8 protein-coding genes are annotated in these 21,095 nt (G+C 71.5%); 7 read left to right on the top strand and 1 reads right to left on the bottom strand.

The features are described from left to right. Positions 1-733: 733 nt before the first annotated feature. The 4 genes from sbnA (at position 734) to ACFPA8_RS00105 (ending at position 5,140) form a co-directional block, all read left to right on the top strand. A complete protein-coding gene (gene sbnA / locus ACFPA8_RS00120) occupies positions 734-1,696 on the top strand; it encodes a 2,3-diaminopropionate biosynthesis protein SbnA (RefSeq protein WP_386440362.1) in 963 nt (320 codons plus the stop codon). A 377-nt stretch (positions 1,697-2,073) separates the two neighbouring features. Beyond that, the gene (locus ACFPA8_RS00115) at positions 2,074-2,976 is read left to right on the top strand and encodes a S1 family peptidase (RefSeq protein ID WP_386440359.1); all 903 of its coding nucleotides are present in this window, start codon (positions 2,074-2,076) and stop codon (positions 2,974-2,976) included. A gap of 431 nt (positions 2,977-3,407) precedes the next feature. Then, on the top strand, positions 3,408-4,583 hold the full coding sequence (locus ACFPA8_RS00110) for a molybdopterin-dependent oxidoreductase (RefSeq protein ID WP_386440357.1): 1,176 nt from the start codon (positions 3,408-3,410) through the stop codon (positions 4,581-4,583). Beyond that, a complete protein-coding gene (locus tag ACFPA8_RS00105) occupies positions 4,580-5,140 on the top strand; it encodes a hypothetical protein (RefSeq protein WP_386440354.1) in 561 nt (186 codons plus the stop codon). Before ACFPA8_RS00110 ends, ACFPA8_RS00105 begins: the two co-directional genes overlap by 4 nt. A gap of 161 nt (positions 5,141-5,301) precedes the next feature. Here the strand turns inward: ACFPA8_RS00105 and ACFPA8_RS00100 are convergent, their stop codons facing one another. Then, positions 5,302-7,356, bottom strand: a complete 2,055-nt coding sequence (locus tag ACFPA8_RS00100) for a hypothetical protein (protein WP_386440351.1) — start codon at positions 7,354-7,356, stop codon at positions 5,302-5,304. 536 nt (positions 7,357-7,892) lie between these two features. Here ACFPA8_RS00100 and ACFPA8_RS00095 point away from each other — a divergent pair. From ACFPA8_RS00095 to ACFPA8_RS00085, 3 genes are all read left to right on the top strand, one after another. Then, positions 7,893-8,756, top strand: a complete 864-nt coding sequence (locus ACFPA8_RS00095; protein WP_386440348.1) for a peptidoglycan DD-metalloendopeptidase family protein — start codon at positions 7,893-7,895, stop codon at positions 8,754-8,756. A gap of 403 nt (positions 8,757-9,159) precedes the next feature. After that, complete coding sequence (locus tag ACFPA8_RS00090) at positions 9,160-16,401, top strand: SDR family NAD(P)-dependent oxidoreductase (protein ID WP_386440345.1); 7,242 nt, start codon at positions 9,160-9,162, stop codon at positions 16,399-16,401. Further along, complete coding sequence (locus ACFPA8_RS00085) at positions 16,395-21,035, top strand: type I polyketide synthase (RefSeq protein ID WP_386440343.1); 4,641 nt, start codon at positions 16,395-16,397, stop codon at positions 21,033-21,035. The genes ACFPA8_RS00090 and ACFPA8_RS00085 overlap by 7 nt, the downstream gene beginning before the upstream one ends. Positions 21,036-21,095 lie beyond the last annotated feature (60 nt).

Raw genomic sequence — 21,095 nt, 5'->3', positions numbered from 1 at the left:
TCGTGCGCTGCTTGGCGCCGTTGAGCGGAATCTCTCCGCCTTCCGACCACAGTCCCACGGGGCCCAGGATCCGAAACTCCATCACCGATTGAACTCCTCTTTTGTCGCGTTGAATGACGGATCTACTCCGCATTGAATTGCGCAGTGAAGTGGAACGATGGCACCGGTGCAAAGGCGAACCCCGGACCTGAGGTCATGAGGGAACGTCAGCGAATCGGGTGTTCAGCGAAGAGGCGTGAAGGGCCCTGTCGAGGCCGCCCGCGGACAGCGGGTCAAGGATATGACCGGAGTCGCCGGGCAGACGGAGAAGTCCGTCGAACGTGCATGAGAAGCATCGTTGATCCCCGTTTCCCCCGTGAACGCTCCTGGTCAGGCAGGCGATTGTGTAGGTCCTCAAATCGCCGCGCCGGTGACTGTAGTCAGGCCTGCGAACGGGCGTCAAGTGGTCGCATGATAGAAAGGATCTTGCACGGGAATTCCCTGCTCAAGGGTTATGCAAAAAATCATTGGCAGGTGGGGCGGGGGAATCACCGTTGATTATCCGCCGACGCGATGACGGGAGCCGTCAAGCGTGCGCCCAATGAAGTCCGGAGAGCCGGACCGTGGTTTCCGGGTCCGCAATAGCTCCAGTATAGGTCAAATATCGGCGCGGTCCCGATCATCAATCGGAGGGCCGGAGAGCTTCGTTGACGAGATTGGGTTGCAATAGGTGACTGCTATCATCTCGACACCCATGGATTTCAACGTGGGTGACCTCTACGTCGATCTCCGTTCCAGTGTCGGACGCCGGCTCTTCCTGAAGTGCGAAGGCTTCAATTTCGCCGGGTCCGTCAAGCTCAAGGCCGCCACCGAGCTCGTGGAGGCGATGGAGCGGGAGAAGAAGCTCGCCCCGGGGGCGACGCTGATCGAGTCCTCGTCGGGCAACATGGGCGTCGCGTTGAGCATCGTGGCCGTCAGCCGCGGCTACCGCTTCGTGTGCGTGACGGACACGCGTTGCACGCGCGCCGCGCGGCGGGTGATGGAGACACTCGGCAGCGAGGTGCACGTCGTCTCCGAGCCCCATCCGGAGAGCGGCTTCCTCGGCGCCCGGCTGGCGTACGTACGGGAGCTGTGCGCGGCGGACGCCGGCTACCTGTGGCTCAATCAGTACGCCAACGAAGGCAACTGGATGGGGCATTACCGCACCACCGGTCCGGAGATCGCCAAGGCCTTCCCCACGCTCGACCTGCTGTTCGTCGGCGCCGGCACGACCGGCACGCTCATGGGGTGCGTCAACTACTTCCGGGAGAACCTGCCTTCGGTCACCGTCGTGGCCGTCGACGCCGCCGGCTCCGTGACCTTCGGTGAGCCGCCGGGGCGGCGTCTGATACCCGGGCTCGGTACGAGCGTACGGCCGGCGATCCTCGACACCTCGGGCGTGGACGACGTCGTGCACGTCGCCGAGGAGGACACGATCCGGATGTGCCACAGACTCGTACGGCACGGTTTCCTCTTCGGCGGATCGACGGGCACGGTCGTCAGCGGGGCGCTGAGCTGGATGGCGGCCAACGGCGTGGGCGACGACGTCACTTCGGTCGCCGTGGCCCCGGACTTCGGTGCCAACTACCTCGAGACGATCTACGACGACGAGTGGCTGGCGAGCGCCTACGGGACGGCCCGGCAGGCCGCATGGCCGCAGCCCGACCCCATCCGCTGACGCGTCCGCTCCGTCGGCCGGGGGGGGGCAACTTCACGCCGCGGCAATCCACTTCACCCCTTTCACGCCGCATCCGTGCCGGGCGTGCGGCGGACCGGTCCCCGGGCGGTTCTGTGTCCGCAGTCGACGCGTGGTGAAGGCACCGGCCTTCGCGTTGTCCGCTTCTCCCGTTATCAGGCGGATCAAAGTGACATTTCGTTCCGCCGCTGAAGTTTCCCTTTTTCGAGTCCGAAACAGAGTCTTGCGCGGACCGGAGCGACGAACGAATATTCCCCCCAGCGCTTGTCAGGGACACGGCGGAGATACTCCGTCGTGCCGCTGACCGCGCGCGCTCGGGCCCATCAAGGGCCCTCCGTTCTCCAACTGGAGGAAAATCAGTGAGGATCACGCGCACTACCCCCCATCGCACTCTTGCGAGACGCGTGCGGCTCATAGCAGTAACGTCCGGTCTCGCCGCTGCGGCGGCGCTCGCCCTTCCGGCGAGCAGTGCCTCGGCAGCCGAGCCGGCTCCGTCGACGTACAGTGCCGCCGCGCTCCAGGACGCGTCCGACGCCCTGCGTACCGCCCACGTCGGCGGTGCCGCCTGGTACACGGACAAGAAGACCGACAAGGTCGTCGTCACCGTCGACAGCACGGTCTCCAAGGCCGACCTCGCGAAGATCAAGAAGGAGGCCGGCAAGAACGCCGGTGCCCTCGAGATCAACCGCACCAAGGGCAAGTTCAGCAAGTACATCGCCGGCGGCGAGGCCATCACCACGGGCGGCGCGCGCTGCTCGCTCGGCTTCAACGTCCAGGACGGCGCCGGCAACAAGTTCGCCCTGACGGCCGGTCACTGCACCAACATCGGCAGCTCCTGGTCCATCGGGACCACGGTAGGCAGCAGCTTCCCGGGCAACGACTACGGTCTGATCCAGCACTCGGACCCGGGTGCGGCTGACGGACGTGTCTCCCTCTACAACGGCTCCTACCAGGAGATCACCGGCGCCGGCGACGCGCAGGTCGGCCAGTCCGTCCAGCGCAGCGGCAGCACCACCGGGCTGCACGGCGGCTCCGTCACCGGTCTCAACGCCACCGTCGACTACGGCCCCGACGGAATCGTCGAAGGCATGATCCAGACCAACGTCTGCGCCGAGCCCGGCGACAGCGGCGGCGCGCTGTTCTCCGGCGAGACCGCTCTGGGTCTGACCTCCGGCGGCAGCGGCAACTGCTCCTCCGGCGGCGTGACGTTCTTCCAGCCGGTCCCCGAGGCGCTTGCCGCCTACGGTGTGAGCATCATCTGAGCCCAGCGCTCTCCGTGATGTGAAGAGCCGGCCTGTGCACCCCTTTCGACGGGGCGCACAGGCCGGCGTCTTGCGTACGGGCCTCGCCCGTCTCCCGCGCCCTGGGCACCCGCGGATCGAACAGTCCGGTGACGTGCCGCTCCGCTGACCGGGCTGCGCACATTCCGCGTCATACGGTCGTCCTGACGTGCCGCCGGGCCGTCGAGCACGCGGAGGGACGGATCATGGAGACCAGCGACCGAGGCGGGAGTTCCCGGCCTTCACCGACCCGACGGGAACGGGGAGGCCCCGCGCACGGCGCGTCATCGTCCGGCGCGTCCTCGTCCGGCGCGGGCAGCCCCCCGCCGGGTCCGTACCGTCCCGGGTTCTGGCGCAGCCCGCTGCGGGGACCGTGGCTCACGTCCGTCCTCGGTACGGTCCTGCTCGCCGGTGTGACCGTGCTGTTCGTGACGGGCCTGCTCTCGTACGCCGCGTACAACCCCGGGCTGGGGCCGCCCAACGACAAGACGCCGGACAAGGGACTGCTGGGCTTCTACCTCTTCGCCTGGCCCACCGACCCGCCGTGGCTGTACCGCCTCACACAGGGCGTGCACGTCACGCTCGGAGTGGTGCTCGTGCCGGTGCTCCTCGCGAAGCTGTGGTCGGTGATCCCGAAGCTGTTCACGTGGCCGCCGCTGCGGTCGCCGAGTCACCTGCTGGAGCGCGTCTCGCTGCTGCTGCTCGTGGGCGGCGCGCTCTTCGAGTTCGCCACCGGGCTGCTGAACTCGCAGCTGCACTACATCTTCCCCGGCTCCTTCTACCCCCTGCACTTCTACGGTGCGTGGATCTTCATCGGCGCCTTCGTCGTCCACATCGCCTTCCGCATCCCGATCGCGGTGCGGATGCTGCGCAGCGGCCGGCTCCGGGCCGAACTGCGCACCCCCCTCGCGCGCACGGAGCCGGAACCGGCGGACGACACGGGCCTCGTCACTCCGAATCCCGCGCCCCCGACGATCTCGCGGCGCGGCGCACTGGGCATGGTGGGCGCCGGGTCGCTGGCACTGCTCGCGGTGACGGCCGGCCAGAGCATCGGCGGACCGCTCCGCGAAACGGCGCTGCTCGCCCCCCACAACCGCGAGCCCGGCACGGGACCCAACGGCTTCCAGATCAACAAGACCGCCGCCGCCGTGGGCATCCGTACGAGCGACATCTCGTCCGGGTGGCGGCTGACCGTCCGCTTCGAGGACCGCGAAGTGGTCCTCACCCGCCAGGACTTGCTCGATCTGCCTCAGCACACCGCCGCGCTGCCCATCGCCTGCGTCGAGGGGTGGTCCACCGAGGACCAGCAGTGGGCCGGGCCGCGTCTGACGACCCTGGCCGCCCTCGTCGGACTCCGGCACGAACCGCCGGGCGTCTTCGCCGAGTCCGTGCAGCGCCGCGGTTCCTTCCGCTCCGCGGCCCTGCGCGAGAACCAGGTACGCGACCCGCGTTCACTGCTCGCCCTGCGGGTCAACGGGGCCGACCTGTCACCGGACCACGGCTATCCGGCGCGGATCATCGTCCCGGCCAACCCCGGTGTGCACAACACCAAATGGGTCACCAGGCTGACCTTCGGAGCCACTTCATGAGCATCCGGCACCCCGGCGGCACCGGGCCCGACGGCGCGACCGGTTTCCGTGGACGTCTCCGGGCGCGCTACGGCGCCTCCCCGCTCCATCTGCTCCTGGTGCTCGCGTCCTTCGCCCTCACCGCGTACGCCGGCATCCGCCTGCTGAAGGGCGACGTCCTCGGCATCGTGGTGTGGTTCGCCGGCGCGGCGCTGGTGCACGACCTGCTTCTGCTGCCGCTTTACACCGTCACCGACCGTGCGCTGCAGGCATTGCTGCGGAACGGACGGCGCGGGCCGCGCGGCACCGGACAGCGAGGGCAGGTCAACTACGTGCGCGTGCCCGCCTTCGTCTCGCTGGTCCTGCTGCTGGTCTGGTATCCGCTCATCCTGGAACGGGTGGACCACTACACCTCTTTCACGGGGCTCGACGACGGCGTCTTCTGGGGACGCTGGCTGCTGATCACGGCTGCCCTCTTCGCCGTGTCGGCGCTGTGTCTGGTGGTACGGACGTGGCGGGCACGCCCCCGCCGGGCCGACGCGGACACGGACACGGACGCGAACACGGACGCGGAGTAGCGCAGCCGCGGACACGGACGCGGAGTAGCGCAGCCACGGACACGGACACGGAGTAGCGCAGCCGCGGACACGGACGCGGCGTAGCGCAGCACGGAAGGCAGCGGGGCGCGGTCCCGGGCCGGCGGAAGCAGCAGGGCGAACAGCAGGAGGACCAGCCGGGCTCAGCCCCGCCGGGCGATCGCGAACCCCCGTACGGGGACGGTCACTCGGGTCGGGTCACCGCTGTCCATGTGGCGCCCGGTGTGGCGTGCGCGCTCGTCGTACAGGTCGACGGTGACGGGTCCCTCTCCGGGCAGCGACACCTCGACGGTGTGCTCCTGTCCGTCCCCGTTGTTCAGCAGCGCCAGGGACTTCTCCGGCCCGCTCAGCACGAGCCGCGACACGACGGGCCGCACGAGGAGCGCGTCCACTCGCAGCGCCCCCTTCTCCACCCCCTCCGCGCGGGCGTGCAGCCGCTCGCCCGGGCGCACGGCGGCCGGGAGCGCCACGGGAGTCAGGGCCCCCGGCGCGGGGCTGATCCCCTGCGGGCCGCCGGTGCCGTGGTCGATCCGGCCGAGCGTGCGAGCGTCCGTACGCCAGACGGTGACACCCGCTCCCGGCCGGTCGACCAGGTCGACGACGGGGGAGACGAGCAGGGGCAGCTTCCCTTCCGGCAGCCGCCAGGAGAGCCCGTCCCCGTCCGACAGCCGTACATACGCGTCGCCGCTGTACTGCGACTCGCCGGTCCATGGGGAGTCGGGACGCACGATCTCCGCGGAGCCGGCCGGCTCCGCCTCCTCCGCCTCCATCACGCGCAGCCCGTCGCGCTCGGCGATCCGGTCGAGCGCGGACAGTGCGAGAGACAGGCCGCGCAGGGCGAGGGCGTCCAGCGCGAGCATGGACAGCTGGCCGTGGATGGTGGATTCCGCCCCGGAGTTGCGGTTGATCTTCCCGTCCGGGCCGATGCCGTCGAAGGTGACACCGGTCCGTGGGTCGTAGACCGCTTCGCCCGCCGCGTTGGCGCCGAAGTACCACGCGGCGGTGAGGGCCGCCAGCGGGTACAGGCCGGGCCGACGGCCGTGCTCGGCGGCCGACAGCAGGGACTGGAGACGTGAGTCGACGCCGTAGGCGATCTGGTTGCGGTCTGCGGGCGCCGGGAACCACCCGTTGTCGCAGCCTCCGGCTGTCAGCAGCTCCGGTGTGAATCCGGCCGTGTCGGAGAGGGCCGCGGCCAGCAGTTGCGGACGTCCGAGCACGTCGGCCGCCTCGGCCACCGCGGCGGGCATCTGCGCACCCCACGCGTGCCACTGGGAGAGGGACGTGGCCGTGGGCAGCATCGCGCCGTAGGGCCACTCCTCCGCGGAACCCGCACGCAACGAGGCGATGCCCTCGGCCAGTCGGGCCGCCGCCCGCGTGGCCCGGCGCCCACCTCCGGCCCGCACGTACGCGGTGAGGCCGAGCACCGCCTCCGAACTGGCGTCCGCGCCATGGGTGATCAGCCAGCCGGGCACGCGGCGGCCGTCGGCCGTCTCCCAGGTTCCGTAACGCGGGAGGACGTCGCGCTCCAGGGCGTCCAGCGCGAGCTCGAAGCGGGTGCGCAGGAACGAGGCGAAGGGCGGCTCCGTCCGGCGGAAGAGGGCGTATCCCTCTCCGAGGGCCCACAGGAAACGGGCCAGCCAGTAGGAGGGGCCGGAGTCGGAGGGGTCGGGGGTCTCGGGCGGCAGGGCACTGCGGTTCAGGGTTCCGTCGGCCTGCTGCCACAGCACGACGTTCCCGGCGTGCGCGCCCGTCGTCGTCTGCAGATAGCAGAGCCCGCGCAGGAGTTGGCGGGCCGAGCGTGCGCTGGCGGCCGCTCCCGTGAGTGCGTGGTGCCGCAGGTGGACGACCGCGGCACGGGCCATGTCGTCGGCGTTGTAGGCGCCTTGCTCGTAGTGCCCGGTCTGCGGGTCGAGGGCGCCGCCGCCGATGCGGCGGTAGGAGCCGTCCTGCCGGCGGTCGGCGTACGTCCACAGTGCGCCCAGCGCGGGCTCCTCGCGCAGCCGGTAGGTGTCGTGCCCGGGGACCGGTTCCGGACGCACGGTGTCGCCGAGGAAGTCGAGATGGGCTGGGTTTGCGAGCGCTCCGCCGTCCGTCGGGCGGGAGTCGGTGCCGCTCGCCGCTGCTGGGGTCGTACCGAGTCCGGCCGCGAGAGGCACGGCTGCTCCCAGGGCGAGGAGGCTTCTGCGGGGGACGGGCATGGCGGGCTCTCACCTTCGGCTCAAAGCTGCGGGCTCGGGAGGGACGCACCTTGCCCGTTTAAATCGGTTTAGACAACCCTCCGTGCGAGGCTGGGTGCCGTCGGCCGTCGCCGGCCTTCCGGCGGAGATCCTCGTGGGTCTCGTCATCGCATGGTTCGTCTGCTGCTGGGAACCTCCGCCTTGCGACGCACCGCACCGGACGCCGCGAGCTTCCCGGCAGACCTTCCCGGCCGCAGCGCTAGCGCGTGAAGGTCCTGCTGTCCAGGCCGGTGTCCGAAGAGGCCAAAAACAGCGGCAGGTTGACGCCGGTGAGGCGACCGAAGCTGGCCTGAAGACCTCTCAGACGGCCGAAAACGCGTCAGAACGACTCTCCGGCAGCCGAAATGGCCACACCTAGCCACTAGTTACACATGAATTCGTGGCAGGTACTTGCCATTGCCTACGGGCCTCTTGTGACTCGTGAGTACCAGGCGTTTAATTTTCTCCGCGCGTAGACATTCCGACCCCCACCGGGACAGTCGCCGAGGAGGCCCCCCATGATCGACTCCAGCTCGGGTGCGAGACCCAGGCTCACCAGACGCTCACTGATGCGCGGCACTGCCGTGACGCTGGGTCTGGCCGCAGGTGGGGGCGGCCTGCTGGGAACCGGAACCGCCCGCGCGGCGGCGTCCTTCCACAACCCCTTCGCCGGCTACGAGATGACCGGTACCTGGCAGGAGCACATCGACCGGGGCTCCCTGGGCGGCATCGACTACGGCATGGGCGTGGGCACGGATCTTCCCGCCGCGGGCGGCGGAGTCGTGACCAACCTCCCGGAGAACGGCACCGGAGGCCATACCGTCACCATCCAGCACGACAACGGCTACCGGACTCAGTACATGCACCTCTCGGAGTTCCTGCTCGCCGACGGTGCCTCGATCGCCGCCGGCGGCATCGTCGGACGTTCCGGCGGGGAGCCCGGAGCGCCCGGCTCGGGGTCCTCCACGGGGCCGCACGTGCACTGGCACATGATCGACCCGGGCGGTGTGCGGATCGACCCGCTCGTCTTCCTCGGCGGCTCCGGCGGTGGGGGAACTCTGCCGAAGACCACCACCGAGCAGGACGGCGTGCCCGGAGTGGTCATGTGGCAGCGGGCCCAGAAGTGGCTGTCCCTGGAATCCGGTTACGGCGGCCCCGTCGACGGCGACCCGGGTGTGCAGACATACGCCGCACTTCAGCGCAACATGCGCGACCACTACGGATACACGGGCCCGGCCGACGGCGATCCGGGGCCGCAGACCTGGTCGGCTGTGCAGCGGCTGGCGGCCGAGTATGGTTACGGCGGCCCCGTCGACGGGGTCATGGGAGCCGGTTCGTGGCGGGGTCTCGCCCGGTTCCTCAACAAAGACCGCTGGGACTAGCACAAATACGCAACCGACGGGAGCACGCGGCCCTACAGTGCCGCTCAGCAGCTCACCGGCGACCCGAATCACCGGCTACGTGTGGTGAGTTGCCGACTGCGAAATGTGCTTCCTGGTTGCTCCTCAGAGCTGTGATCTGCCACACAGTCACGGTGTGGCATGTAAGCGGACGGTTACATGGCCATGACAAACGTAATGTCCATTGCGTTGAGTCTGGATTACGCGCGGGAGAAGGCCCTGCTTGCTGCGCCACAGGGGGCGAAATGCCCTGTCGTGGCCACGACGCTCTCAGCTGACTGAGAGTGACGAACAGGCGGGGAGGAGTCAGTTGACCGCATGGAAAACCGTCCCGTCTACTACGCATGGTCAGCTGACCGAGGTGATCGTGCAGTCGGGAGAAATCATGAGGATGCTGGATACGGACGCGTCCGACGTGTCCTCGCGATCGAGTCTGGTCATCGCGGTCAACCCCGTGCACCGGCCGTCACCGCGACTGACCGCGGCCGCCGCGGCAGCGGGTGCACTGGGCGTACTGGAACTGCCGGTCGGGGACTCCCGCTCGGTCGCCGAGAACCTGGAGCGCACCGACCGCTGGTCGAAGCGCCCGTTCGGTGTCCGGGTACGTCCGGGCTGCGGTGTGACCGTGGCCGGCCTTCCCGCCCTGGCCGGCACCGTGCTGCTCGCCGACCCGGCCCGCTCGCCCGAGGAGTTCGCGGGACGCCGGGTGCTCGTCGAGGTGACCGACCGTGCCGAGGCGCTGCGCGCCGCCGCCGCGGGAGCCCACGGCCTGATCGTCCGCGGCACCGAGAGCGGCGGACGCGCCGGTGAACTGAGCACGTTCGTACTGCTTCAGCAGGTCCTCGCCGACCCGGACATCGACCTGCCCGTGTGGGCGTGGGGCGGCATCGGCCCCCACACCGCCGCCGCCGCCGTCACCGGCGGGGCCGAAGGCGTCGTGCTCGACACCCAGCTGGCGCTCCTCGACGAGGCGGGACTGCCCCTGGACGTCGCGGAGGCGCTCGACGGCCTGGACGGCTCCGAGACCGTGCTGCACCACGGCGTGCGCGTGTTGCGCCGGCGGGGTCCGGGCGTACCGGAACTGCCGGAGGACGAGGCCGAGTTCGCGGCCCGTGTCGGCGGGAACGATCTGCGCACCCAGTTCCTGCCCGTCGGACAGGACGCCTTCCTGGCCGCCTCCTTCGCCCGGCGCTGGAGCACCGTCGCCGAAGCCGTCCGCGGTGTCCGCGAGGCCGTCGTGGCGGCGATCGAGGACGACGAGCCGGCGACCGCCCTGGGCGCGGGCTCGCCCGGCGCCCTCGCGCTCGGCACCCGGCTGCCCGTCGCGCAGGGCCCGATGACCCGCGTCAGCGACCAGCCGGAGTTCGCCGCCGCCGTCGCCGCCGAGGGCGCGCTGCCCTTCCTGGCACTCGCGCTGGCGGGCGCGGAGCAGACCAGGACGATGCTGGAGGCCACCAAGGCGTCGCTCGGCGACGCCCCTTGGGGCGTGGGCGTTCTCGGATTCGCCGACGAGGAGATCAGATCGGCGCAGCTCGACGTCGTACGCGACGTGCGCCCCACCCACGCGATCATCGCGGGCGGCCGTCCGGCGCAGGCCGCGGCGCTGGAGGCGGAGGGGATCTCGACCTTCCTCCACGTGCCTTCGCCGGGGCTGCTGCGGCAGTTCCTCGCCGCAGGGGCGCGCAAGTTCATCTTCGAAGGTGCCGAGTGCGGCGGCCACGTGGGTCCCCGCAACAGCTTCCCGCTCTGGGAGGCGCAGGTCGAGGTGCTGCAGCAGTTCCTGGCCGAGGAGAGACCCGAGGCGGCGGGGGCACTGACCGTTCTCTTCGCCGGCGGAGTGCACGACGAACGCTCGGCGTCGATGGTCGCTGCGCTCGCCGCCCCACTCACCCGGGCCGGGGTTCCCACCGGCGTACTGATGGGCACCGCATACCTGTTCACGGAGGAAGCGGTGCGGGCCGGAGCCATCCAGCCGCTCTTCCAGCAGCAGGTCGTCGCCGCCGAGCGCACGGACCTGCTGGAGACCGCACCGGGACACGCGACGCGCTGCGCGCACAGCGCCTTCACCGCCGACTTCGCGGGGCTCAAGCAGAAGCTGAGCGAGGCCGGAGTCCCGGACCGGGAGATCTGGGAGCAGCTGGAGAAGTTCAACGTCGGCAGGCTGCGCGTCGCCAGCAAGGGCATCGAGCGTGTCGGCCCGGAGCTGCGCAGCGTGGACGAGGAACGACAGGGCGCCGAGGGCATGTTCATGGCCGGCGAGGTCGTCGTGCTGCGTGAGGACGTCACCACCGTCGCCGCGCTGCACGAGTCCGTCGGTACGCACGCCGCCGACCGGCTCCGCACCCGCGCCGGGCAGCTGCGCGCCGAACTGGGAGTCGGGGGAGGGGCGTCGGAGGAACCCGCCGCCGATCCGCTGCGGATCGCGGTCGTCGGCATGGCGGGCATGTTCCCCGGAGCGGAGGACCTCTCCACGTTCTGGGCCAACGTACTCGCGGGCAAGGACTGCGTGACCGAGGTGCCCGGCGAGCGCTGGGACCCCGAGATCTACTTCGCGGAGGACGGCGACGGTGAGCGCACTCCTTCGCGGTGGGGCGGCTTCCTGCCCGAAATACCCTTCGACCCGCTGAGCTTCGGCATACCCCCGGCCTCACTCGCGGCCATCGAGCCGGTTCAGCTGCTCGCCCTGGAGGCGGCGCGCCGCGCCCTGGCCGACGCGGGCTACGAGGGACGGCCTGCCGACCACTCCCGTACGTCCGTGGTGTTCGGAGCCGAAGCGGGCAGCGACCTGTCCAACGCGAGCGCGCTCCGCGCGGTGCTGCCCGCCTACGTGGGCGACCTGCCCGCCGCACTCGACGAGCAGCTGCCCCGGCTCACCGAGGACTCCTTCCCCGGCATGCTCGCCAACGTCATCGCCGGGCGCATCGCCAACCGGCTCAACCTCGGCGGCGCCAACTACACGGTTGACGCCGCCTGCGCGTCCTCCCTCACCGCCGTGGACGTGGCCTGCAAGGAACTGGTCACCGGTACGAGCGACGTCGTGCTGTGCGGCGGCGCCGACCTCCACAACGGCATCAACGACTACCTGCTCTTCTCCTCCGTGCACGCCCTCTCGCCGACGGGCCGCTCCTCCACCTTCGACCAGAGCGCGGACGGCATCGCCCTCGGCGAGGGCGTCGGGTGCGTCGTCCTCAAGAGGCTGGCGGACGCCGAACGCGACGGGGACCGCATCTACGCCGTGATCGACGGCGTGGGCAGCGCAAGCGACGGCCGGGCCCTGGGCCTGACCGCGCCGCGGCCCGAGGGCCAGCGCGCCGCCCTCACCCGCGCCTACCGCAACGCGGGTGTCTCACCTGCCGAGGTCGGTCTCATCGAGGCGCACGGTACGGGCACCGTCGTCGGCGACCGTACGGAACTGGCGACCCTCACCGAGGTGTTCACCGAAGCCGGTGCGGAGCCCGGCAACTGCGCCATCGGCTCCGTCAAGTCGCAGATCGGGCACACCAAGTGCGCCGCGGGACTCGCCGGGCTGATCAAGACGACGCTGGCCCTGTACCACGGCATCAAGCCGCCGACGCTGCACATCGAGCAGCCCAACGCGGCCTGGAAGGCGGACAGCAGCCCGTTCTACTTCCACGACGCGGCGCGGCCCTGGGCGGCCGAACCGGCCGGGCGCGTCGCCGGCGTGAGCGCCTTCGGATTCGGTGGCACCAATTTCCACGCCGTCCTGCGCGCCTACGACCAGGCACCGCCCGTGCACGCCAGCGACGAGTGGCCCGTCGAACTGTTCACGTTCCGCGGCAAGGACGCGGCAGCGGGGCAGCGCGCCGTGCGCAGGCTGCTGGAGAAGGTGGAGCAGTCCGGACGAGGCGGCAACTGGCGCCTGCGGGACTACGCACGCGGCGCCGCACGCGTCAGCGACTCGGCCGCCGTACGCGGCGAGCCCGTCCGTATCGCCCTGCTCGCGCAGAGCGTCGAGGAGCTGACCGCGCTGCTGCGACGCGCGGCGGACGGAGTGCACGACCCCAAGCAGGGCATCTACGCGGCTCCCGCCGACGCCGGCGACGGCGCGGGCAGTGCCGGGGGACAGGGAGCGCTGGCGTTCCTCTTCCCCGGCCAGGGCAGCCAGCGTCCCGGCATGCTGGCCGATCTCTTCGTGGCCTTCCCCGAACTGCAGCGGTACCTCCAGCTCGGCTCGCGCTGGGCGGACGCGCTCTACCCGCCCGCCGCGTTCGACAAGGAGACCAAGGAGCGGCAGCTGGCGCGCATCACCGACACGGCAGTCGCCCAGCCCGCCCTGGGCATCGTCGAACTCGCGGCGGCCGATCTGCTCGGCTCGCTCGGTATCCGTCCCGACATGGCGGCGGGCCACAGCTACGGCGAGCTCGTCGCGCTCGGAGTCGCCGGCGCGATGGCACCGCAGGACGTGCTCACCGCGAGCGCCGCACGCGCCGAGGCCATCCTCGACCAGGTCCGGGACGGTGACGCGGGTGCCATGGCGGCCGTGACCGCCGTACCCGGGAAGGTCGAAGAGGTGCTGGGACTGGCCGGCCTGGACGGCGAGGTCGTCACCGCCAACCGCAACTCGCCGAAGCAGACGGTGATCTCCGGTCCCACCGACGCCGTGACCAGGGCGGTCGGCCACCTCCGGGACGCCGGTTTCTCGGCCAAGCCCCTCCAGGTGGCGTGTGCCTTCCACAGCCCCCTGGTGGCGGGTGCGGGCGAGGCGTTCGCCGGGACGCTCGCCGCGATGGACGTGCACGCGCCCGCCCTTCCCGTCTGGGCGAACAGCACGGCCCAGCCCTACGACACCGACCCCCATGCGGTGCGCGCAGGACTGGCCGGGCAGATCGGGTCGCCGGTCAGGTTCGCGGACCAGATCGAGGCGATGTACGACGCGGGCGCCCGCGTGTTCACGGAGGTCGGCCCGGGCAAGGTCCTGACCAGGCTGGTCTCGGCCGTCCTCGGTGACCGTCCGCACACTACGGTCACACTCGACGACGCGCGGCGCGGAGGACTGTACGGTTTGCTCTCCGGCGTCGCACAACTCGCCGTCGCCGGTACGGACGTACGCACCGGAAAACTCTTCCAGGGGCGCGACGCCGTCGACCCGGAGACCGCCACCCCGGTCAAGTCCCCCGGCTGGACCGTGGACGGACAGCTCATCCGCCTCGCCGACGGCACCATCCCGCCCAACGCCCTGCAACCAGCCCGCCCAGTCACGGAGCTCATCGTGCCGGAATCCCCCACCCAGGACGGCGTCACGCTGTCCGGTCCGGACGCTCTCATAGCCGAATTCCTGCGTACCAGCAGAGAAATGGTGACAGCGCAGCGCGACGTGCTGCTGCGCTATCTGGGAGCCACCGAACTTCCCCCCACCGCAGCCGGAGACCACACACTGCCGTCCCCGACGGTCACACTGCCGGCCGCCCTTCCCCCAGCCGCGGCCCCCGCCCCCACAGCCGCCCCCACAGCCTCCGCCGCGGTCCCCGCACCGGCTGCTGCTCCCGTCGTGCAGGCCGTTTCCGCTGCTGCTCCCGTGCTGGATGCGGATGCGGTGCTGGGTTCGGTGCTGGCGGTGGTGGCGGAGCGTACGGGTTATCCGGTGGACATGATCGAGCCGGGCTTGGATCTGGAGGCGGATCTGAGTGTGGATTCGATCAAGAGGGCGGAGATCGCGGGTGAGTTGGCGGTGCGGCTGGGTCTGCCCGTCGATCAGGACGCGGATCTGGACGAGCTGAGCACCGCCCGTACCGCTGCCGGGATCACCGAACTGCTCATGGCACGCCTGGGCACGACCGCCCAGGCCGCCGCACCGGCTGCTGCTCCCGTCGTGCAGGCCGTTTCCGCTGCTGCTCCCGTGCTGGATGCGGATGCGGTGCTGGGTTCGGTGCTGGCGGTGGTGGCGGAGCGTACGGGTTATCCGGTGGACATGATCGAGCCGGGCTTGGATCTGGAGGCGGATCTGAGTGTGGATTCGATCAAGAGGGCGGAGATCGCGGGTGAGTTGGCGGTGCGGCTGGGTCTGCCCGTCGATCAGGACGCGGACCTGGACGAGCTGAGCACCGCCCGTACCGCTGCCGGGATCACCGAACTGCTCATGGCACGGCTCGGCGGTGGCGCCCCCGCCGCCGACGAGACCCCGGTCCCCGCCGAGGAGGCCGCACCGGCAGCGGCCGGCGGCGAAGCAGTCGTCGTACCGCCGCAGCGCCTGGAGTTCACCGAGACCGAGCTGCCCGCGCCCGCTGCCGCGCTCCCCGCGGGCACCACGGTGACGCTCCTCGGCAGCGGCCCGCTCGCCGGTCTCCTGACCGAGAAGCTGACCGCGGCCGGCGCCGTACCGCAGACCGTCCCCGAGGGGCAGCTGCCGGAGCGGATCGGTGACGCCGTCGTGCACCTGCACGCCTTCGAGTCGCCGGACACCCAACTCCCGGAGATGTTCCCGCTGTTCCAGTCGGTGCTGGCAGCCGGCCCGAAGCGTCTCCTGGCCGTCGACCGCCGCGGTGAGGGTGCTGCCACGGGCCTGCGCGGCTTCTTCCGCAGCGTCGCCCGGGAGTACGAGGAGCTGACCGCCTCCCTGGTCGAGGTCGGCTCGGACGACGGCCTGGACAGGGTCGCCGAGACCCTCGTCGCCGAACTCGGCGCCACGGAACGCGAACCCGTCGTCCTCGCCGACGGCGGACGCAGGCGGGCCCTGAAGCTGACCCGCACCGACCTGGGCGCCGTCGCCGCCACCGGCGCCGGACCCGCGGGCGACGGCGTCTCCGAGGCGGCCGCCGCCGGTCTCGACCGCGACTCGGTCGTCCTGCTGGTCGGCGGCGCCCGCGGCATCACCGCACGCTTCGCCCGTACGATCGCCGACGCGAGCCGCTGCCGCATCGAACTCCTGGGCCGCACACCCGTGCCGGCCGACGCGGAGGACCCGGCGACCGCCTCGGCGCGCGGCCGTGACGAGCTGCGCAGCGCCTTCATCAGCTCCGGCATGAAGTCGCCCGCGGAGATCGAACGCGCCGTCGCTGCCGTGCTGTCCGAGCGTGAGGTACGCGAAACCCTCGCCGCGCTGCGTGAGTCGGGCAGCCAGGCGCGCTACCGCTCGGTGGACGTGATGGACGAGGAAGCCGTCCGTGCCGCCGTCAAGGAGATACACGCCGAACACGGCAGGCTCGACGGAGTCGTGTACGCGGCCGGAGTCATCGAGGACAAGCTCATCGCCGAGAAGACACCGGACTCCTTCCGCAGGGTCTTCTCCACCAAGGCCGACGGCGCCCGCGTGCTGCTCGACGCGGTGGCCGCGCTGCCCGAGGGCCCGCGCTTCGCGGTGCTGTTCGGAAGTATCGCCGCCGCCCTCGGCAACCGGGGCCAGTGCGACTACGCCTCGGCCAACGACGCCCTGGAGGAGCTGGGACGCAGGTGGTCCACCGAGGACCGCCGCGGACTCACCGTCCACTGGGGTCCGTGGGCGGCGTCCGAGACCAACAGCGGCATGGTGACCCCGGAGCTGATGCGCTCCTACGCGGCGCGGGGCATCAAGCTCATCGACCCCGAGGAGGGGCCGCTGAGTCTGCTGCGCGAACTCGCCTGGGGGGCGCCCACGGTGCACGCGGTGGTCTCCGCTGCATCAGGATGGTGACACCGGTGGCCACCCCCTCCCGCAGGCCGGTCGCAGTCGTCGGCATGGCCGCGCTCTTCCCGGGCGCGGCCGACCTCGACGGCTACTGGCGGAACATCCTCGGCGGCGTCGACGCCATCACCGACGTGCCTGCCGGGCGCTGGGACGAGGAGTTCTACGCGGCGGACGGGCCGAGGCGTGCCGACAGGGTCTACTGCCGCCGCGGCGGGTTCGTCGACCAGGCCGCCGAGTACGACCTGACCCGCTTCGGCATCATGCCCAACTCGGTGCCCGGCACCGAGCCCGACCAGCTGATCGCGCTGGACGTGGCGCACCAGTCCATCCAGGACGCGGGCGGCGAGACGGTCCTGCCCGCGGACCGGCAGCGGGCGGGTGTCGTCCTGGGCCGCGGCGGCTACCTCACGCCCGGACTGGTCCGGCTCGACCAGCGGGTGCGTACCAGCAACCAGGTCGTGCGCACCCTGCGCGAGCTGGTGCCGGAGCTCGACGACGAGCGGCTGGAGCAGGTGCGGGCGGCCTTCGCCGCGCAGCTCGGCCCGGAGGCCCCCGAGTCGGCCATCGGGCTGGTCCCGAACCTGGCCGCCTCGCGGGTCGCCAACCGGCTCGACCTGCGCGGCCCGGCGTACACCGTCGACGCGGCCTGCGCGTCGTCGCTGGTGGCCGTCGACCACGCGGTGCGTGAACTGGACGCGGGGCGCTGCGACATCATGCTCGCCGGCGGCGTGCACCACTGCCACGACATCACGCTGTGGAGCGTCTTCAGCCAGCTCGGCGCGCTCTCCCGGAGCCAGCAGATCCGCCCCCTGCACCGCGGGGCGGACGGCGTGCTCATCGGGGAGGGCACCGGCGTCGTGGTGCTGAAGCGGCTGGAGGACGCCGAGCGCGACGGCGACCGCGTCTACGCCGTCGTCTCCGGTACGGGAGTGGCCAGCGACGGACGGTCCGCGAGCCTGTTCAACCCCGACCCCGGCGGCCAGGTGCGCGCCGTACGCCAGGCGTGGGACGTGGCGGGACTCGACCCGCGCGCCGCGGACGCCATCGGTCTGATCGAGGCCCACGGCACCGCCACACCCGCCGGCGACGAGGCCGAACTGACCACTCTCACCGAGGTGTTCGGCGGGGCGGTGGGCGGTGCGCCCGCCGCCATCGGGTCCGTGAAGTCCATGATCGGCCACACGATGCCGGCTGCGGGGATCGCCGGATTCATCAAGGCCGCGCTCGCCGTGCACCACGGTGTGCTGCCCCCCACCCTGCACTGCGACGACCCGCACCCGGCTCTCGCGGGCACCCGATTCCGTCCGCTCGCCGAGGTACGCCCCTGGCAGCAGCCGGAGTCGGGAGCCCCGCGCCGGGCAGGGGTCAACGCCTTCGGCTTCGGCGGCATCAACGCACACGTCGTACTCGAACAGCCCGCAGGCCGCACGACCCCGGCCACTGCCGCACCCACCGCCGCAGCTACTACCCCCACTACCACCGCCACCGTCTCCGAACCGGAGCGGGTGCTGCGGCTGGCCGCCGAGAGCCCCGAGGCCCTGGCAGTCCTCCTGGACCGGGAGGACTCGGCCGTCCTCGCGGCCGGACTCGACGAGCAGGCCGAAGTGACGGAGCCGTGCCGGCTCGGCATCGTCGACCCCACGGCCCGGCGGCTGAAGCTGGCCCGGAAGGCGGTGAGCAAGGGCGCGCCGTGGCGGGGCCGCAGCGACGTGTGGTTCAGCCCCCGTCCGATGCTCGGCGCCGCCGGTGGCCGTACGGCGTTCGTCTTCCCCGGCCTGGAGGCCGAGTTCGAACCGCAAGTGGCGGAGCTGGCCGAGCGGTTCGGGCTCGAATGGCCGCACGGCGACGACGAGAACGGCGCCAAGGTCGGCGACGTCGGCCGGCACGGTGCCGCCGTCTTCCAGCTGGGCAGGGTGCTGGACGCCGCGCTGCGCAGGCTCTCCGTCGTCCCCGACGCCGTCGCGGGCCACAGCGTCGGGGAATGGACGGCCATGGCGTGCGGCGGCATCCACTCCGCCGACGAAGTCGACGCGTTCCTCGCCGAGTTCGACCCGGACGCCCTGCGGGTGCCGGGCGCCGTCTTCGGCGTGCTCGGCATGCCCGCCGAGCAGGTGCTCGCCGAACTGGACGGCCGCGACGACGTGGTGCTCTCCCACGACAACGCGCCCAACCAGTCGATGATCTGCGGCCCCGAGGACGCGGTGGAGGACATCGTCGTCCGCATGCGTGCGCGCGGCGTCATCGGCCAGGTGCTGCCGTTCCGCTCCGGCTTCCACACCCCGATGCTCGCCCCGTACCTCGGCCCGATCCGCAGCGCCGCCGAGAGCTACACCCTGCACCCGCAGACCACCCCCGTATGGTCCGCGACGACGGCGTCGCTCTATCCGCAGGAGCCGGAAGCCGTACGGGAACTGTTCGTACGGCACCTGCTGGAGCCCGTGCGGTTCCGGCTGATGATCTCCGCGATGTACGAGGCGGGCCACCGCGCCTTCATCCAGCTCGGCGCGGGACAGCTCGGCTCCCTCATCGACGACTCCCTCTCGGGACGCGACCACCTCGTCGTCTCCGCCCACGCCGGCAACCGCGACAGTTTCGCGCAGCTGCGCAGGGTCGTCACCGCGCTGTGGGTGGACGGCGCCGCACCGGACGTGACGCCCCTTCTGCAGGGGGGCACGCGAGGAGCGACCGTCCCGGCCCGTGCGGCGACGCAGCGGGCGGCTGCCGGGACCAGGCGGCCCGGCGTACGGCTGGACCTGGGCGGAGCGCTCGTCTCCCTTCCCGAATCAGTACGCGGAACGCTCGCGGGAGCGGCCACGGGCACCGTCGCGAAACCGGCTGCGGCAGCAGCCCCGGCCTCCGCCTCACTCGCCCGTCTCGACCAGGCCGGTTCGCGCAATCCGCTGGCAGCCGAACTCTCCGCACTGCTCAACGACACGGCGTCCGCCGCCGCCGACCTCATCGGCGCCGGGGCGCGCAGGGCGGCACCCGCACGCGGACCGGTACGGCGCCCGGCCGTGCCCGCGCAGCGCCCGGCCGCCGCACCACCCGCGGCCGCCGCTCCGCCGCCCCGCACCCCGGATGTGCCTGCGGTCCTCCGGGTGGACATCGAGGAGATGCCCTACCTCCTCGACCACTGCTTCTTCCGGCAGCGTCCCGGCTGGCCCGACCCGGCGGACCGCTGGCCGATCGTTCCGGCCACGACCGTCATCAAGCACCTCATGGAGTTCGCCGAACGATCGGCGCCCGGGATGCGCGCCGTCGGCCTGCGGGAGGTGCGGCTGCTGAAGTGGATCGAGGCAGTCCCCGCACACGACGTCCCCGTGACGGTGCGGCGTACCGCCCCCGACGAGGTCGAGGTGGCTCTGACCGGCTCGTCCAAGGCCGTCGTCCAGCTCGCCGCGGGCCACGAACCGCCGCCCGCGGCCTGGACGTTCGACCCGGCCACGGAACGGGTCCCCGAGATGCGCGCCGAACAGCTCTACACCGAGAGGTGGATGTTCCACGGCCCCCTCTTCCAGGGGGTCAGCGAACTGACCGCCATCGGCGACCGGCACGTACGGGGCGTGCTCACCGCACCGGAGGCGCCGGGCGCCCTGCTGGACAACGTGGGACAGCTCCTCGGCTACTGGATCATGGCGACGCTCACCGAGCGCACCACGGTCTTCCCCGTGAGCATGGACCGCATCCGCTTCCACGGACCCGAACCCGGCCCCGGTGAGCGCCTCGACTGCGCGATCCGCATCACCGGGATCACGCACAGCACGCTCACCGCCGACATGCAGCTGCTCCACCGGGGCCGCGTGTGGGCGGAGCTGGAAGGCTGGACTGACCGCCGGTTCGACACCGACCCCGGCATACGGGCGGTGGACCGCTTCCCGGGCTCCAACACCCTCTCCACCCGGTACCCCGAGGGCTACTCGCAGGTGCACGAGCGCTGGCCCGACCTGGCGACGCGTGAGCTGATGATGCGCAACGTCCTCGGCGGAGCGGAACGCACCGGCTACGCCGAGCTGCCGCCCGTCCGCAGGCGGCAGTTCCTCCTCGGCCGCATCGCGGCCAAGGACGCGGTGCGCGACGTGCTGTGGGCGGAGGGCGCGGACGACGTCTACCCCGCCGAGATCGCGGTGCACAACGACGAGGAGGGCCGGCCCTTCGTGCGCGGAGTGCACGGCCGCGAAGTCGGCGACGGCATGGTCGTGTCCATCGCGCACCGCGCGGAGTGCGGTGTCGCGATCGCACGGCGCGGCCCGTGCGGCATCGACATCGAGGAGATCGCCGAACGGCCGCGTGCAACCGTCGAGACGGCGTGCGGCCGGGAGGAACTCGCCTTGCTGCGCGAGGCGGCCGGAGGCGACGCCGGGTCCGGTCCGGACGGACCGGCCGGTGAGACCGTCTGGTTCACGCGGTTCTGGGCGGCCAAGGAGGCCGTCGCGAAGCTGCGCGGAACGGGACTGCGGGGACGTCCGGCCGACTACCGAGTGGTGGCGGCGGAGACCGACCGGCTCCGCGTGATGTACGGGGGCGATTCGTACGACGTACGGATGCGCGTTACATCCAATCCGCCGGGCCTGCCCGAGCGGCAGTACGTGGTCGCGTGGACGACCGCATACGAGGAAACAGGAGTGCGAAATGACCACTGACGCGACCGGGTTCGCACCGGCGCAGCCCGTCGGGCAGGCGCCGTCGGCGACCGACGCGGG

Source organism: Streptomyces ovatisporus, assembly GCF_042653885.1.
Taxonomy (GTDB): Bacteria; Actinomycetota; Actinomycetes; order Streptomycetales; family Streptomycetaceae; genus Streptomyces; species Streptomyces ovatisporus.
This window is presented reverse-complemented; position numbering and strand designations above follow the sequence as displayed.